A 13,750-nucleotide genomic window follows, 5' to 3' on the forward strand; every position below is an offset into this window, starting at 1 on the left:
GGACGGCTGTATTCCGATATTTTGATCTCCCTTTTCTTCGGTACGCCATCTCGTTGGTCTGTACCCCGCTTTGTCTTCATGAATCTGGTTGGCTTCAACGATCATTTCTTTCATCTCCCATCACTTCTAATATTGCAGTTTTTTTGAAAAAGCCTCGCTCATTTCGATGAAATTTGATAAATATTAACCAATTTTGAAGAAAGTAATGAAACTATTTTCAATATTTACTCCTTGAAGGTAATCTCCTGCCCTCCCTCCAGCAGGAAAACAAAAAAGCGGCTCCAACGATGTCCGCTCTGCCTCCCTGAAGCGAGACCGGATTCATTCGATAAAGCCACTTTTTTACGATCATCTAATATTACGGTGAAATGCTATCCGATCAGGAAAGTCCGCTTATGCGACGGCGGAGTCCTTTTCGTAAGCCTGCGCCATCCGGGCCAGACTCTCTTCCAACAAAGACGTCGGACAGGCCAAGTTGATCCGCTCAAAGCCGCTGCCTTCCTCGCCGAACAAATACCCTTCGTCCAAGAACAACAGCGCTTTCTTTGTCATGAATTCTTCCTGTTCGTTTTGATTCGCGAAATAAGCCCGCAGATCCACCCATAACAGATATGTTCCTTCCAGCGGAGATACAACCGCCTTCGGGAAATGGCTGGCGAAGAATTCGACAGCCGTTTTGCGGTTGGTTTCCAACAAATCTAACAGCTCGTCCAGCCAGCCCTCGCAATGACGATAAGCCAGCGTTGCCGCTTCATAGGCCATGATGTTCAGATGACCGTTGATATAACTGCTCATCGTGGCCTTGTAGGCTGCGCGCAGCTCAGCGTTGGGAATCACGATATTCGAGCACTGCATCCCCGCCAGATTGAACGTCTTCGAGACCGACGTGCAGACGATCATGCGGTCGCTCAATTCCGGCGACAACGAAGCGAAGACGGTATGCTCGTAACCTGGCAGAATCAGATCGAAATGAATCTCATCGGAAACGATCAGAACGTCGTGTTTCAGACACAGTTCGCCAACCCGCATCAGCTCCGCCTTCGTCCAGACGCGGCCGATCGGATTATGCGGACTGCAGAAGATCAACATTTTCACTTCCGGATCGGCCAGCTTGGCTTCCAGATCGTCAAAATTGATAGAATATACGCCTTCCTGATTGATCAGACTGCTGGTCACCGTCGTGCAGCCGCAGGCTTCAATCGTCTTTTTAAACGGATAGTAGACCGGTGTGAGGATCGCAATCTTTTCACCCGGTTTTACAAACGCGCGGACGGCGACGTTGATCGCCGTGACGACGCCCGGAAGCAGAACCAGCCACTCTTTTTCGATTGTCCAATGATGGCGGCGCTGCATCCAGTTCACCGTTTCCGTGTAGTAATCCTCACCAGCGTCGGTATAGCCTAAGATCCGGTGATCGAGAAACTGTTTCAGACCTTCAATGATCTCCGGCGGATTCATTAATTCCATATCCGCGACAGATAACGGAACGATTCCTTCCGGCACTTCCGGGTTTTGCTTACGCATCCCTTTCCACTTGCTGGAATTCTGGGGCTGTCGGTTAATTCGGGTTGTGAAATCATAGCTCATACGCATTTCCCCCACTTTCTGACTTCAGCTTACAACCAGGACTTGAAACACAGAACTTATTTCCGGATATAACCGCTCTTGATGCAGGCTTCTCTGACCGCCTTGGAAACGGCCGGGACGACGCGGGAATCAAACGGCGATGGAATGATGTATTCTTCCGTCAGCTCTTCCGCCGGAATCAGATCGGCGATCGCCTGAGCGGCCGCAATTTTGACGTCCTCGGTAATCCGGGTCGCTTTCGCGTCCAATGCGCCGCGGAAAATGCTCGGGAAGGCTAACAGGTTGTTGACCTGGTTCGGGAAATCGGAACGGCCGGTCGCGGCGATCAGCGCTCCGCCCTTTTTCGCTTCATAGTAATCAATTTCCGGTGTCGGATTCGCTAAAGCGACGATGAAGCAATCTTTGTTCATCGTGGCGATGTCTTCCTTCGTCAACAGGTTGCCCTTGGAAACGCCGATGAACACATCCGCGCCCACTAACGCCGCCTTTAAGTCCGCCGGGCTTTCGCCATGCAGATTGGTGTATTCGAGCAGCTCCTGCTTCAGCGGGTTGTAGCTGTCCTTTTTATCCGGATGCAATACGCCCTTGGAATCAAACGCCAGAATGTTCTTGAAACCGTAGTTGTACATCATCTTGATAATCGAGCTGCCGGCCGCGCCGACGCCGTTGACGATGACCTTCATGTCTTCCGGCTTTCTGCCTGTTAACCGCAGACCGTTGATCAGTGCCGCCAGCACGACGATCGCCGTACCATGCTGATCGTCATGGAAGACCGGGATGTTCAGTTCTTCAATCAGACGCCGTTCGATCTCCACGCAGCGCGGAGCGCTGATGTCTTCCAGATTGATCGCGCCCAAACCTGGGGAAATCAGCTTGCAAACCTTGATGATGTCTTCCGGATCCTTGGAATCGACGCAGATCGGAAACGCGTCCAGCCCGGCGAAGCGGTGCATCAATAACGCCTTACCTTCCATGACCGGCAGACCGGCGACCGCGCCGATATCGCCTAAGCCCAGCACCGCAGTACCGTCGGTGACAACCGCAACAGTGTTGCCCTTGCCGGTATAGCGGTAGGCATTTTCCGGATCTTTGTTGATTTCCAGACATGGCTGAGCGACGCCCGGCGTGTAGGCCAGCGTCAGATCTTCCGGCGTTTCGCAGGGAACCTTCGGTTCGATCGATAATTTGCCATGGTGCAGTTCGTGCAGTTTCAGTGCGTCTTCATAAACAGTCATTGTGTTATCCCTCCACTTTTTCTTTCTTCTTATTCTTGGCTAAACGTTTCTTGCCCGGAATACCCGGCTTGGTCATTTCCTGAACATCCATGATGATTTCCAGGTCATGCTCGGTAATCAATCCGCTTTCCAGCAGCACCTCGCGCAGCGTGCGGTTTTCGATCAGCGCCTGCTTAGCGATCCGGCTGGCGTTAGCGTAGCCGATATGCGGGGCAAAGGCCGTGATCGGGGAAACCGAGCGTTCAACGAAGAACAGGCAGTTTTCCTTATTCGCCTTGATGCCGTCGATCGCGTTCAGACGCAGCGTATGGCAAGCGTTAGCCATAATCTCAATCGACTCGAATAGATTCTTAAACAGCACCGGCTCGAAGACATTCAGCTCCAGCTGTCCGGCTTCCGCCGCCTTGGCGATTGTCACATCGTTGCCGATGACGTTGAAGCAGGCCTGGTTGCAGACCTCGGCGATGACCGGATTGACCTTGCCCGGCATGATCGAGCTGCCCGGCTGCCGGTCCGGCAGCTTGATTTCCGCTAAGCCGGCTTTCGGCCCGGAGGCCATCATCCGCAAATCGTTGCACATCTTGGACAGATTGACCGCCAGCACCTTCAGCGCGCCGGAGGCAAACGCCAGCGTATCGCAGTTGCGGGTGCCGTCGACCAGATCCTTGGCGGAGCTGAGCGTGATGCCGCTGATTTCTGAAAGCACCGGCACGATCATCTTCTTGTATTTTTCATCCGCATTCAAGCCTGTGCCGACAGCCGTCGCGCCCATGTTGACGGCCTTTAAATCGTTGAAGGCGACGCGGATCCGCTTGATATCGCGGCCGACCATCGTCGCATAAGCGTGAAATTCCTGGCCTAAACGGATTGGAACGGCGTCCTGCAGGTGCGTCCGGCCCATCTTGATCACGCCGTCGAATTCCTTCGCTTTTTTAAGCAGGGAATGCTGCAGCTCGGTCAATTCGCCCAACAGCACCTCAACCAACGCCAGCGCCGTCAGACGGCCGGCGGTCGGGAAGACGTCGTTAGTCGACTGACCGAAGTTGATGTGATCGTTCGGATGGATATAATCGTAGACGCCGATCTCGCGGCCGGCCAGCTGCGCAGCCCGGTTGGCGATGACTTCGTTGGCGTTCATATTAAACGACGTGCCCGCCCCGCCTTGGATGCAGTCGGTAATAAACCACGAATCCAGCTTGCCGGAGATGACCTCGTCGCACGCCTCGGTGATATACTTCAGGCGTTCGTCATCCAGGAATCCGCACTGGTTGTTGCAGTAAGCGCTGGCTTTTTTGACCTTGCCGATCGAGCGGATCATCTGCGTATGCATCCGCCGGCCGGTGATCTGGAAATTGGTCATGGCCCGCTGTGTCTGCGCGCCGTAGAGGGCCTCCTTCGGGACTTCGATTTCGCCCAGTGAATCATGTTCCCACCGGAACTGTTCCGGGGTTTGTTCTGTTGCGTTCATGCTTTTTGTGAATTCTCCTTTTCTTCTTTCCACTCGTCTTCCGTGAACACCCGGACGCCGTTTTGGATCAGCAGCTCGGTTGTCAAACCATGGCCTTCCCTCAGCGTGCGGGTGAAACTTCCATCATAAATCAAACCTTTGCCGCAGGAGGGACTTTTGGCTTTCAGCACCGCCAGCGTGATGTGATGTTTCTGAATCAGCGCCAGCGCGGCTTCGGCGCCCTTGCGGTACTCGGCAGTACAGTCCTTACCGGATTGCGTGCAGATCTGGCAGCCCTGGCGTTCGCACGGATCGCGCGGGATGCCCAGTCCGCCCAGCACTTCCGGACAGATCGCCACGGCTTCCCCGCGTTCAACCATTTCCTTCAGCGCTTGCACGGTATTGGCCTTGCCGTCATAGCGGCAGGCCCTCCCCGCCAGACAGGCGCTGACGGCGATCATTCAAAATCCTCAGCGTACAGATCGTTTCCCTGACTGTCGAAGCAGACGAAGACCGGGAAATCCTCGACCTCCAGCCGCCGGATCGCTTCGCTTTGTAAATCCTCAAACGCGATCGTTTCGGCTTTTTTCACGCGCAGGCCCAACAACGCGCCGGCTCCCCCAACCGCGGCGAAATAGACCGCCTGATTGCGGATGATCGCCTGCTTGACCGCATCGCTGCGCTTGCCTTTGCCGATCATGCCGGCCAGGCCCAGATCCAGCAGCTGCGGAGTATAGACATCCATGCGCGTCGCCGTGGTCGGGCCGGCGCTGCCAAAGGTCATCCCCGGAGGCGTCTGGGTGGGTCCGACATAGTAAATCATCTGATCCTTCAGATCAAACGGCAGCGGTGCTCCGGCGTCCAGCAGCTCCTTCATCCGTTTGTGCGCCGCATCCCGCGCCGTATAGATCACGCCGCTTAACAGCACCTGTTCCCCTGCGCGCAGGGACCGGCGGTCTTCCATCGTTAACGGCAGTTGAATTTTCTTCATTACAGCACCACCTTTTTATGCCGGGTTACATGGCAGTTGATGTTCACCGCCACCGGCATGCCCGCGATGTGCGTCGGGAACCATTCGATATTGACCTTCAGCGCCGTCGCGCGGCCCTTCAGCCCCATCGGTCCGATGTTGAGCTGATTGATCTGTTCAAGGCATTCACGTTCCAGCTGGCGGTATTGTTCGTTCTCATTCTCGCTGTCCAGAGGCCGGACTAACGCCCGCTTAGCCAGGTAGGCGGCATAATCCATCGTCCCGCCGACACCGACGCCGACGACCATCGGCGGACAGGCGTTCGGGCCGGCCAGCTTGACGGTTTCCAGAATGAAATTCCGGACGCCTTCGACGCCCTCAGCCGGCTTGCACATTTTGATGCGCGAGCAGTTCTCCGAGCCGAAGCCCTTCGCCGCACATTCGATTACGACCTGATCGCCTTCCACGATCTCCGTGTAGATCACCGCCGGAGTGTTGGTCAGCGTATTCTTCCGCTCAAACACCGGATCACTGACGACGGAATTGCGCAAATAGCTTTCCTGATAGGCTTCCTCTACGCCCTTGTTGACCGCGTCCTTTAACGATCCTCCAATAAAGTGAACGTCCTGACCGATCGTCAGCCAGACGACCGCCATTCCGGTATCCTGGCAGATCGGCAGCCGTTTCGTCCTGGCCAGCTCAGCGTTTTCCATTAACAGCGCCAGCGCCTGTTTGGCCCTGGGTTTGTCTTCCTTTTCGGCATAGGTGACCAGTTTCGCCATCACGTCGTCAGGATATTCAAAGGCGATGCCGCTGCAGCAGTCCCTTACGATTTCCTGTATTTCTTTGACTTCAATTTCTCGCATACTCCTAAGCCCTTTCTGTTTGTTATTGTAACACAAACAAATCGGGGAATGAACTGCTTAATCCGCGCATTCCAGGATGTTCCTTGACAAGATATAAATTCTTTCATCAAGGAACGCAGCACATTTGAAACCACTTTCAGAAACATCGTTTCACTGCCATTTTCAATGATTCGGGAATACAATAGAAATTGAGGTGAAAGCATGAAAAAAATTGAGATTGAAAAACTGGATCGGAATCTGATTTCCCTGATCCATAACGACTGGGCCGTGCTGACGGTTCAGGACGAGGGCAAGGTCAACGGCATGACCGTCAACTGGGTTCAGATGGGCTGGCTGTGGAACAAAGCGGTGGTCACCGTGTACGTTCGGCCGCAGCGTCACACCTACCCGCTGATCGAACGGGAAAACAGCTTCTCGCTGGCGTTCTTCGACAACGATCAACGGGAAAAGCTGGCGTATCTGGGCAAAGCCAGCGGCAAAGATGAGGATAAGCTGGCGCATGTCGGCTATACGACAACTCTGCTCGACGGAGCGCCGTGCATTGATCAGGCGCGTCTGGTGCTGGTTCTGAAGAAGCTGGCGACGATGGAAGTCAGCGACGCTGAGTTTATCGACAAAGCCGTGGAAGACGCAAGTTATCCAAACCGTGATTACCACAAGGCTTATACGTGTGAAATTGTCGCCGCTTATCTAAACGAGGCATAATTTTCAAACAATTCGCAAACGGATTTGATTTTCTTGTACTGTTTCCTTGTGCAGTGTCCTTGTGCAGTGTTCTTGTGCAGTGTCCATAAAAAAAGCTGTGGTCGCTCCGGCTGATTCCTGCCTGATTGATGACCACAGCTTTTTATCTTCTTTCTCAAAGTATGCAGGCGCGCATCTTTTTGCGATGCTGCTTTCCATGTCGATTTTTTTAAATTATAAGGATTGCGCAGATTCAGCCTAACAATGCCACTGAATTTTTGCCGGACAGGGTTCGTCCTTGACGGATTGAGCTGAAAGCGAAGCATACGCATCCTGCCAGATTTGACGGGTCAGCTCCTCCATTTCAGACGCAGGCAAATCCAGTCCCTGATCATAGACAAGGGCCGCGGCCGCATAGAACAGAAACCCCAGCGCATTGGTCGGCGTGGTCAGTGTGCCGCAGGCCGCAGCGATCGCGCGGGCAGCGGCCTGGGTGATCGGATCTGGGGTTTCCCGGGCGATCTGGCCGGCTTCCTGAATCCACGGTTTTCCTGTCTTTCCCGGCTGATTTTGCTGCACAACCATTTGACACGCCTGAATCAGCGCAGTCAGCCGGTTATCCCCGCCGGCTTTTTTCTGATAGATCGGCAAGATCCTGCTTTCAACATACCCAAGAGACCAGCGCGCCAGTGTGGTTTCACTCTGAGTTTCGATCAGCCGCATCATTGCGATGCATTCCGGCGAATTGACATCGCCCAACATTTTTCGTAATTTTGCCATTTTCCTTATTTCCTTCTGATTTAAATCAAAATGCCTTCGCAATGATCCAATTCGTGCTGAATCACCTGCGCGGTAAAACCGCTGAATGTCCGTTGCTTGATTCGGCCCTGTTCATCCTGATAGCGCAGCTGCAGCTTTTCAAAGCGCTGCGCCCGGCGCGTGCCTGACAGTGATAAACAGCCTTCCTCAGCCGTATATTTTCTCCCTTCGACCTTAATGACCTGCGGATTGATCAGCACCAGCGGCTGATCCGCAACAAAAACCGCGATTATCCGGACGGACTGACCGATCATGTTGGCGGCCATTCCGGCGCAGTGATCCGCATGCGCCCTCAGCGTGTCCTTCAGATCTGCCGCAACGGCCAGATCCATGTCCGTTGCCTCCCGGCTGGGGCGGCTGAGCAGAATCGGATCCGTTACTATTTCTCGAATCATGAAATAAATCACCCTTTCTTTTCAACGTTTGTTTTCTCCTGAACCGGTTTCTTCAAATTTCGTTTCAGGAGAATATCATGGCGCTGCGCCGCTGCCTGCAGCTGATTTACCGCCGCGGCAGCTTTTTCCTTTACTGGCATCGCCGGATCCAGCGACCGCAATCTTGTCATGACCGTTTCCAGCTCCGCCAAAGGAAGCAGCGTCACGGCCCGACAATAAAAGCTTTTGCGGCGGCCTTCGTTATAATCTTCCAGCAATTCCGCCAGGATTGCCAGTTTCTGTTCCATCTGTGCTTCAAAAGCGGCAGGCCCGATCCTTTTCAACTGATCCAGATCCTTCAGCCGGTGATGGCAGGTCACAAACGAAACGGTATCCTCAATGGCGGCCATCAGCTTGCAGGGATAGTGTTCGCATTGGCTGCAATATTCAATCCCGCCTTGTTCTGCGGCGCATTTCAAAAGCTTGCAGCGGGGTCTGCCCGGCGCTCCGCAGCCGGGACAATGACCGCCCAGATACAGTGTGCAGCAGCCGCAGGCCAGACCGCACAGCGAGAACTTCGGATAGGCCCGCAAGCCTTCATTTTTTATCGTCATTTTGTTTCTTCCTCTCCTTTACCGGAGCTGCCATTGATATTTTGCCATATCTACGCAGCCGTTGGGCTTAAATTCAACGCCCTCCGCTTCCAGCAGGCACCGCTGTTCATCCCATCCCGGCGCTGTCCGGCCCTGGCTGTTGACCACGCGGTGGCACGGATAATCACCGTAGAACGCAGAATGTGAACAGGCTTTGCCGACATGCCGGCCATGGCGGGGATATCCGGCCAGCTCGGCGATCTGGCCATAGCTGGCAACCTGGCCATAGGGAATCTCGCTGATCACCGCCAGCACCAGCGCTTCAAAATCTTCCTTCATCGCCGTTCTCCCTTTCAGTTTGCTTGATTAATTGTTTCCAGCAGCGAATCGCTTCCGATTCAAATTTATCGCGGTGATAGATCATCCAGTTCTGATTTTCCAATTCGATTCCTTCGATCTTTACTTCCGTCAGCTCGCCAGCCGCCAGGGGTGAACGAACCATCTGCCGGGGTAATAATGCGATCCCCAAGCCGGCCAGCGCGGCTTGCTTCAGAACTTGGGAATTGACGCTTTCCCAGGCGGGTTTGACCTGGATCTGGCGCAGCCGCAGCGCACTGTCCAGACTGTCGCGGATCGCGCTGCCCGGCTCCCGCAATAACCACGCCTGATCCCCCAGCTGGTCCAGCTTCAACGTTTCAAATCCGGCAGCCGGCAGGTCCGGACGGCAGACAAAGGCCAGCCGATAGCGGGAAAATGGCAGCTTCACAATGCTTTCTTCCTCACATATTCCTTCGGTAAAGCCCAGATCCACTTCATTCGCCAGCACTTTCCTGACGATTTCCTTCGCCCGATCCACCTGAACCTGCACCGGCGTCTTCGGACATTGCCGACGAAACTGCGTTATCAGAGAAGGCAGCCACATATTGGCGATCGTAATGCTCGATCCGATCCGTAATGGCGCCTGCTTTTCCAGATCAGCTGTGCTTTGTTCAAGATCTTCAATCGCTTCGAGAATGGGAACAAGCTTATGGTACAGCTGCATACCGCGTCCGTTGACCCTGCAGTGACGGCCGATCCGGTCTAATAACGTGTAGCCTAACTGCTGCTCCATTTCACTCACCACATGCGAGACCGCCGGCTGACTCATATATAAGACCTTCGCTGCCCGGGTAACGCTTCCCTGCTCGACCACGGCCCGAAATACTTTCCACTGCCGGATTGTCATCCTGATCCCTCCTTTGCGGCACGCTGTCCTATTTTGCCGCTGTCTTTTTAGCATAACTAAATAGTAATGGAAAACATAGATTTTTGCAATTTTACTTCATCCTTTATTTTACAGATAATAGATCCGGAGGGTGAAACTTATGAAATCATGGAAAACCGGACTCTGGCTTTTCGCCGTCAATTTGTATATCAGTACGTTTACGTTCGGAGGCGGATACATCGTCATTCCGATGATCCGCAAGATCTTTGTGCAGCAGAAACAGCTCTTTACGGAATCCGAGCTGTTGGAGATGGCGGCGATTGCCCAATCCTCACCCGGTGCGATCGCTGTCAACCTCTCAGTTCTGGCCGGCCGGCGTACGCTGGGCATGGCCGGAGCCTGGATCAGTGCGGTGGGGGCCGTTATGCCTTCGTTTATCATCCTGGCGCTGATTTCTTCCTGTTATGATGCCTTCCGCACCCAGCCGGTCATCAATGCCTGCCTTAAAGGCATGGAAGCCGGGGTTGCGGCGCTGATCGTGCAGCTGGTCTATGAGATGAGCGCTGTGATCTTGAAGCAGAAGCAAACGCTTCACAGCTTGATTTTACCCGTCACGTTTTTCTGCGGTTTTGTCCTGGAAATTCCGGCGATGACGCTGCTTTTGTTCTGGACGGGGATCTCGCTTGTACTCAGTTTTATCAATAATCAACGGAGGAACAGGGCATGAATCTGATTCTGGACTTGTTTGTCACCTTTTTAAAAATTGGTTTGTTCAGCATCGGCGGCGGTTATGCGACCCTGCCTCTGATTCAGCAGCAGGCTGTCGTCGTTCATCCGTGGCTGACGCTGCAGGAATTCACCGACATCATCACGCTGTCGCAGATGACGCCCGGTCCGCTGGCAGTCAACACCTCGACGTTTGTCGGCATGCGTTTAGGCGGGCTGGCCGGGGCGATCGCGGCGACCGGGGGCTGCGTGCTGTGCGGAATTTTGATCAGTCTGGCGCTGCAGCGCTTTTTCAGCCGCAACGGCGATCAGAAAGCGGTATTGCATCTGCTTGAAACGTTGAAATCGGCTTCTGTGGGTCTGATCGCCGCCTCCGCCGCGACGATTGTTCTGATCGCGCTGTGCGGGGTTTCCTCATGGAAGCAGCCGCTGCAATTCAACGGGACGGCACTGATTCTATTTGCGCTGTCGCTGGCGGCGATCGTCAAAGGAAAACTGGGTCCGATTCCCGTTTTGATCCTCAGCGCGCTGGCCGGTTGTCTGTTTTATCTCTAACCTTCCTTATTGAGAAAATCTTAAGTTCCAAAAATGAACGAAATCAGGTAGAATAAAAGCGCAAGACCACAGATTAAAATCAGGGAAATTCTAAATCTGCGGGTATGGAGGAGGAACTATGAAAAAACTTGCTGCTGCTTTATTAACAATCGCTTTATTACTGACCACTGGCTGCTCCGGAGGCACCAGTAAAGAAACCGGCAACGTCATCGCCCGGCACTCCGAGGATGAAGACGGTCTTTATTACGGCAACCTTGGCGATACAATGCGCAACGAATTCTTCGACTTCATCGTTGAAGACGCCGCGCTGACCGACAGCTTCGGCGGGTATACCGCAAAAGAGGGGATGCAGCTGTTATGCATCACTGTGAAAGAAACCAACACCTTTGGCGAAGCGCTGCCGATGTTTGATCAGGATTTCGTGCTGACTTGGGAATCGACGGAGGAATTGTACTATCCGTTAGTCAATCTTGACGACAAGTCGGTCATGCCGGAAGAATTTGAGCTGGCCAAAGGCAAGTCCGCGACGTACAAGCTGGTCTTTGAGGTTCCGGCGGAGGAACCGGAATTCCTGTTGATTTATCTGGAGGAATTCGACAATGATGAAACTGGCGACATGTTCGTCGTCACGCTCAACCCGAACGCTCAGTAAATCGTCCAGGCTGGTTTTCTAACCGGGGCGTTCGCAATCCGACAGGAAACGGGGTGCGGCTGAGCTTGAAAATCAGCCGGTAAGGGAGCGCCGGCACTTATCTTTATCCAGTTACAAATAGTAAAATCAGGCAGAATCAGCGCGGCCCTTTCGGGTAAGCCTTGGCAGGCGCTGGATTTCTGCCTTTTTTATATTCTGCTTTTTCTTGATTTTCAGCTTTTTTAACATTCTGTTGTTCTTGATGTCCTGTTTTTTCCTTAGTTGTTTATTCCTTATTTCCTGTTTTTTCCCTTATGTCCTGTTTTTCCCTTATGTCCTGCTTTTCCCTTATGTCCTGCTTTTTCATGAGGCTCTGTTTTCTCGCACGACTTTTCCCTGATCCTCCCTCTTATTCAAAACCTTCCCCGGCAATTCTGCTGCGCAAGCCAAAACACTGCCAGACCTGCCGCTAATCCACAATTTCCGCGCCTGTCCCGAATTGGCATGACTTCCTTCTGCTTTTCATTGGTCTGCCCACAGCGTGTCCGTCATGAATCACCCTATACCTTGCATTCCTTCCTTCATCTCGATACAATGAGGGTAACAGGAATGAGAAGGAGAATCGACGCATGAAACCGAAAATAGAAATTTGCTGCGGAAGCGCGCAGGATTGTCTGGCCGCTCAGGCCGGGGGCGCGGATCGGATCGAGCTGAACTCCGCCCTGGCTTTGGGCGGCTTGACGCCGACGCTGGCCAATCTGATTCAGGCGAAAAAAGCCGTGTCGCTGCCGATCATTGCAATGGTACGCAGCCGGGGCGCAGGCTTCTGCACCACCGACGCGGAATTTGAAATCTTATTGACCGACGCCGAACTGCTTTTAAAGCACGGGGCGGCGGGTCTGGCCTTCGGCGCATTAAACGCCGACCGCACCATCAATGCCGCGCAAACCCGGGCCATGGCTGACCTGGCCCATCAGTATGGCAGGGAGTTTGTTTTCCATCGGGCGTTCGACTGCACCGTTGATTTCGATGCCGCGATGCGGCAGCTGATCGACTGGAAGGTGGACCGGGTGCTGACCAGCGGCGGGGAAGCGAAAGCGGAACAGGGAATTGAAACGATCGCGAGGCTGCAGCGAAACTATGGCAGTCAGATTGAAATTCTAGCTGGCAGCGGCGTCAATGCGGGCAACGCGCAGCTTTTGTTAAAGCAGACTGGCGTTTGCCAGCTGCATTCCTCATGCAAAGACTGGCTGACCGATCCGACGACCGCCGGCAATCACGTCACTTACGCCTTTGCTTCGGCGCCGCATGAGCTGGATTATGATGTGGTCAGCGAAAAGAAGGTTCGTGAATTAACGCTGGCCGCCGCTGGATAAGTTCCTCTTTGGAATACAGCAGCTCTTGCCTGATGCACAAAGCGGCGGCTGAAAAGCCAAACGAAAACCGATTCTTCACCTTTGCATCAACCAAGGTCAGGAATCGGTTTTTTTCTTCTTCCGGGAATGTCCCGGCTGTTTTATGATTTTCACTTCGGGTTGAGGTTCAATCCATTCTTCTTTATCTTCATTGACCAGACCCGCGGTTTCCAGCGACGCCAGTTCACTCAGCTTCGGCCACAGCCCATCCTGCCGCGCCAGTTCTTTGGTCAGCATCCGGATCACGCGCTGATGCCCCGAGGAACATTGATGAAAGCAATTCAACAGCTCCACGTCTTTGTTCTGCAGCACGATCTCCTGGCTTTTCCGCACGCGCCCATGATAATCCAACAGATAGTTGAAATCGACGCCGAAGATTTCCGCCATGCCGAACAGCGTGTTGATATCCGGTTCCGCGACATTATTCTCATACCGGGAAATCGCGCCGTCGCTCAAGCTTAAATCCTGCCCCAGAGCTTCCTGGCTGATTCCCCGTTCTTCCCGCAGCAGACGCAGATTCTCGCCCAATGAGAGTTTTGCTTTCATCCGGCCCCTCCCTTCCTTGTTTTCGTATAAGAATCATATCGTAAAACAACGTAAAAATTTGCCATTTCTCGTTAATGGATAATCTTTATTTTTCTCTT

Annotated in this window: 17 protein-coding genes; 5 read left to right on the forward strand and 12 right to left on the reverse strand. The window is 53.5% G+C overall.

What is annotated here, in order from left to right:
* Window positions 1–393 precede the first annotated feature (393 nt).
* The 6 genes from I2D94_RS03070 to I2D94_RS03095 are packed head-to-tail and all read right to left on the reverse strand — an operon-like array spanning window position 394 to window position 6,105.
* Window positions 394–1,593 (reverse strand): MalY/PatB family protein, encoded by a 1,200-nt coding sequence (locus I2D94_RS03070; protein WP_370544604.1) that lies wholly within the window; start codon window positions 1,591–1,593, stop codon window positions 394–396.
* Between the two features lie 50 nt (window positions 1,594–1,643).
* A complete protein-coding gene (locus tag I2D94_RS03075; RefSeq protein ID WP_195395570.1) occupies window positions 1,644–2,822 on the reverse strand; it encodes an NADP-dependent malic enzyme in 1,179 nt (392 codons plus the stop codon).
* A gap of 4 nt (window positions 2,823–2,826) precedes the next feature.
* Window positions 2,827–4,290 carry an aspartate ammonia-lyase gene (locus tag I2D94_RS03080; protein WP_006060101.1) on the reverse strand — a complete coding sequence of 488 codons (1,464 nt, stop codon included), beginning with the start codon at window positions 4,288–4,290 and terminating at the stop codon, window positions 2,827–2,829.
* Window positions 4,287–4,730, reverse strand: coding sequence for a DUF523 domain-containing protein (locus I2D94_RS03085; RefSeq protein WP_195395571.1), 444 nt, complete (start codon window positions 4,728–4,730; stop codon window positions 4,287–4,289). The genes I2D94_RS03080 and I2D94_RS03085 overlap by 4 nt, the downstream gene beginning before the upstream one ends.
* Window positions 4,727–5,260: a Fe-S-containing hydro-lyase gene (locus I2D94_RS03090; protein WP_195395572.1), complete on the reverse strand. Its 534-nt coding sequence runs from the start codon at window positions 5,258–5,260 to the stop codon at window positions 4,727–4,729. Before I2D94_RS03090 ends, I2D94_RS03085 begins: the two co-directional genes overlap by 4 nt.
* Window positions 5,260–6,105, reverse strand: a complete 846-nt coding sequence (locus tag I2D94_RS03095; RefSeq protein ID WP_195395573.1) for a fumarate hydratase — start codon at window positions 6,103–6,105, stop codon at window positions 5,260–5,262. The genes I2D94_RS03090 and I2D94_RS03095 overlap by 1 nt, the downstream gene beginning before the upstream one ends.
* A 201-nt stretch (window positions 6,106–6,306) precedes the next feature.
* On the opposite strand from I2D94_RS03095, the gene I2D94_RS03100 reads away from it, so the two are divergent.
* Window positions 6,307–6,810: a flavin reductase family protein gene (locus I2D94_RS03100; protein WP_072683687.1), complete on the forward strand. Its 504-nt coding sequence runs from the start codon at window positions 6,307–6,309 to the stop codon at window positions 6,808–6,810.
* A 237-nt stretch (window positions 6,811–7,047) separates the two neighbouring features.
* Here I2D94_RS03100 and I2D94_RS03105 read toward each other — a convergent pair whose 3' ends face one another.
* From I2D94_RS03105 to I2D94_RS03125, 5 genes are read right to left on the reverse strand one after another with little or no spacing between them, the layout of a single operon-like run.
* Window positions 7,048–7,569 carry a putative immunity protein gene (locus tag I2D94_RS03105; RefSeq protein ID WP_072683688.1) on the reverse strand — a complete coding sequence of 174 codons (522 nt, stop codon included), beginning with the start codon at window positions 7,567–7,569 and terminating at the stop codon, window positions 7,048–7,050.
* Window positions 7,570–7,589: 20 nt separating this feature from the next.
* A complete protein-coding gene (locus I2D94_RS03110; RefSeq protein ID WP_072683959.1) occupies window positions 7,590–8,003 on the reverse strand; it encodes a peptide deformylase in 414 nt (137 codons plus the stop codon).
* Window positions 8,004–8,011: 8 nt separating this feature from the next.
* The gene (locus I2D94_RS03115) at window positions 8,012–8,596 is read right to left on the reverse strand and encodes a DUF3795 domain-containing protein (protein ID WP_195395574.1); all 585 of its coding nucleotides are present in this window, start codon (window positions 8,594–8,596) and stop codon (window positions 8,012–8,014) included.
* A gap of 18 nt (window positions 8,597–8,614) precedes the next feature.
* A complete protein-coding gene (locus tag I2D94_RS03120; protein WP_195395575.1) occupies window positions 8,615–8,914 on the reverse strand; it encodes an MGMT family protein in 300 nt (99 codons plus the stop codon).
* Entirely contained in the window at window positions 8,898–9,800 is a 903-nt protein-coding gene (locus I2D94_RS03125) for a LysR substrate-binding domain-containing protein (protein ID WP_195395576.1), read from the reverse strand. Before I2D94_RS03125 ends, I2D94_RS03120 begins: the two co-directional genes overlap by 17 nt.
* Window positions 9,801–9,939: 139 nt before the next feature.
* On the opposite strand from I2D94_RS03125, the gene I2D94_RS03130 reads away from it, so the two are divergent.
* From I2D94_RS03130 to I2D94_RS03145, 4 genes are all read left to right on the forward strand, one after another.
* Window positions 9,940–10,506 (forward strand): chromate transporter, encoded by a 567-nt coding sequence (locus I2D94_RS03130; protein ID WP_072683692.1) that lies wholly within the window; start codon window positions 9,940–9,942, stop codon window positions 10,504–10,506.
* Complete coding sequence (locus I2D94_RS03135; protein WP_072683693.1) at window positions 10,503–11,060, forward strand: chromate transporter; 558 nt, start codon at window positions 10,503–10,505, stop codon at window positions 11,058–11,060. The genes I2D94_RS03130 and I2D94_RS03135 overlap by 4 nt, the downstream gene beginning before the upstream one ends.
* Window positions 11,061–11,178: 118 nt before the next feature.
* A complete protein-coding gene (locus tag I2D94_RS03140; protein WP_195395577.1) occupies window positions 11,179–11,712 on the forward strand; it encodes a hypothetical protein in 534 nt (177 codons plus the stop codon).
* 608 nt (window positions 11,713–12,320) lie between these two features.
* A complete protein-coding gene (locus I2D94_RS03145) occupies window positions 12,321–13,067 on the forward strand; it encodes a copper homeostasis protein CutC (RefSeq protein ID WP_195395578.1) in 747 nt (248 codons plus the stop codon).
* 96 nt (window positions 13,068–13,163) lie between these two features.
* Here the strand turns inward: I2D94_RS03145 and I2D94_RS03150 are convergent, their stop codons facing one another.
* A complete protein-coding gene (locus tag I2D94_RS03150) occupies window positions 13,164–13,652 on the reverse strand; it encodes a helix-turn-helix domain-containing protein (RefSeq protein WP_072683697.1) in 489 nt (162 codons plus the stop codon).
* Window positions 13,653–13,750: the final 98 nt, after the last annotated feature.

Origin of the sequence: Holdemania sp. 1001302B_160321_E10 (assembly GCF_015552275.1) — a bacterium.
Lineage (GTDB): Bacteria > Bacillota_I > Bacilli_A > Erysipelotrichales > Erysipelotrichaceae > Holdemania.

Excerpts from the sequence above, each read along its gene's own strand:
- I2D94_RS03070 (WP_370544604.1), bottom strand. The coding sequence starts at position 1,593 with ATGCGTATGAGCTATGATTTCACAACCCGAATTAACCGACAGCCCCAG.
- I2D94_RS03075 (WP_195395570.1), bottom strand. The coding sequence starts at position 2,822 with ATGACTGTTTATGAAGACGCACTGAAACTGCACGAACTGCACCATGGC.
- I2D94_RS03080 (WP_006060101.1), bottom strand. The coding sequence starts at position 4,290 with ATGAACGCAACAGAACAAACCCCGGAACAGTTCCGGTGGGAACATGAT.
- I2D94_RS03085 (WP_195395571.1), bottom strand. The coding sequence starts at position 4,730 with ATGATCGCCGTCAGCGCCTGTCTGGCGGGGAGGGCCTGCCGCTATGAC.
- I2D94_RS03090 (WP_195395572.1), bottom strand. The coding sequence starts at position 5,260 with ATGAAGAAAATTCAACTGCCGTTAACGATGGAAGACCGCCGGTCCCTG.
- I2D94_RS03095 (WP_195395573.1), bottom strand. The coding sequence starts at position 6,105 with ATGCGAGAAATTGAAGTCAAAGAAATACAGGAAATCGTAAGGGACTGC.
- I2D94_RS03100 (WP_072683687.1), top strand. The coding sequence starts at position 6,307 with ATGAAAAAAATTGAGATTGAAAAACTGGATCGGAATCTGATTTCCCTG.
- I2D94_RS03105 (WP_072683688.1), bottom strand. The coding sequence starts at position 7,569 with ATGGCAAAATTACGAAAAATGTTGGGCGATGTCAATTCGCCGGAATGC.
- I2D94_RS03110 (WP_072683959.1), bottom strand. The coding sequence starts at position 8,003 with ATGATTCGAGAAATAGTAACGGATCCGATTCTGCTCAGCCGCCCCAGC.
- I2D94_RS03115 (WP_195395574.1), bottom strand. The coding sequence starts at position 8,596 with ATGACGATAAAAAATGAAGGCTTGCGGGCCTATCCGAAGTTCTCGCTG.
- I2D94_RS03120 (WP_195395575.1), bottom strand. The coding sequence starts at position 8,914 with ATGAAGGAAGATTTTGAAGCGCTGGTGCTGGCGGTGATCAGCGAGATT.
- I2D94_RS03125 (WP_195395576.1), bottom strand. The coding sequence starts at position 9,800 with ATGACAATCCGGCAGTGGAAAGTATTTCGGGCCGTGGTCGAGCAGGGA.
- I2D94_RS03130 (WP_072683692.1), top strand. The coding sequence starts at position 9,940 with ATGAAATCATGGAAAACCGGACTCTGGCTTTTCGCCGTCAATTTGTAT.
- I2D94_RS03135 (WP_072683693.1), top strand. The coding sequence starts at position 10,503 with ATGAATCTGATTCTGGACTTGTTTGTCACCTTTTTAAAAATTGGTTTG.
- I2D94_RS03140 (WP_195395577.1), top strand. The coding sequence starts at position 11,179 with ATGAAAAAACTTGCTGCTGCTTTATTAACAATCGCTTTATTACTGACC.
- I2D94_RS03145 (WP_195395578.1), top strand. The coding sequence starts at position 12,321 with ATGAAACCGAAAATAGAAATTTGCTGCGGAAGCGCGCAGGATTGTCTG.
- I2D94_RS03150 (WP_072683697.1), bottom strand. The coding sequence starts at position 13,652 with ATGAAAGCAAAACTCTCATTGGGCGAGAATCTGCGTCTGCTGCGGGAA.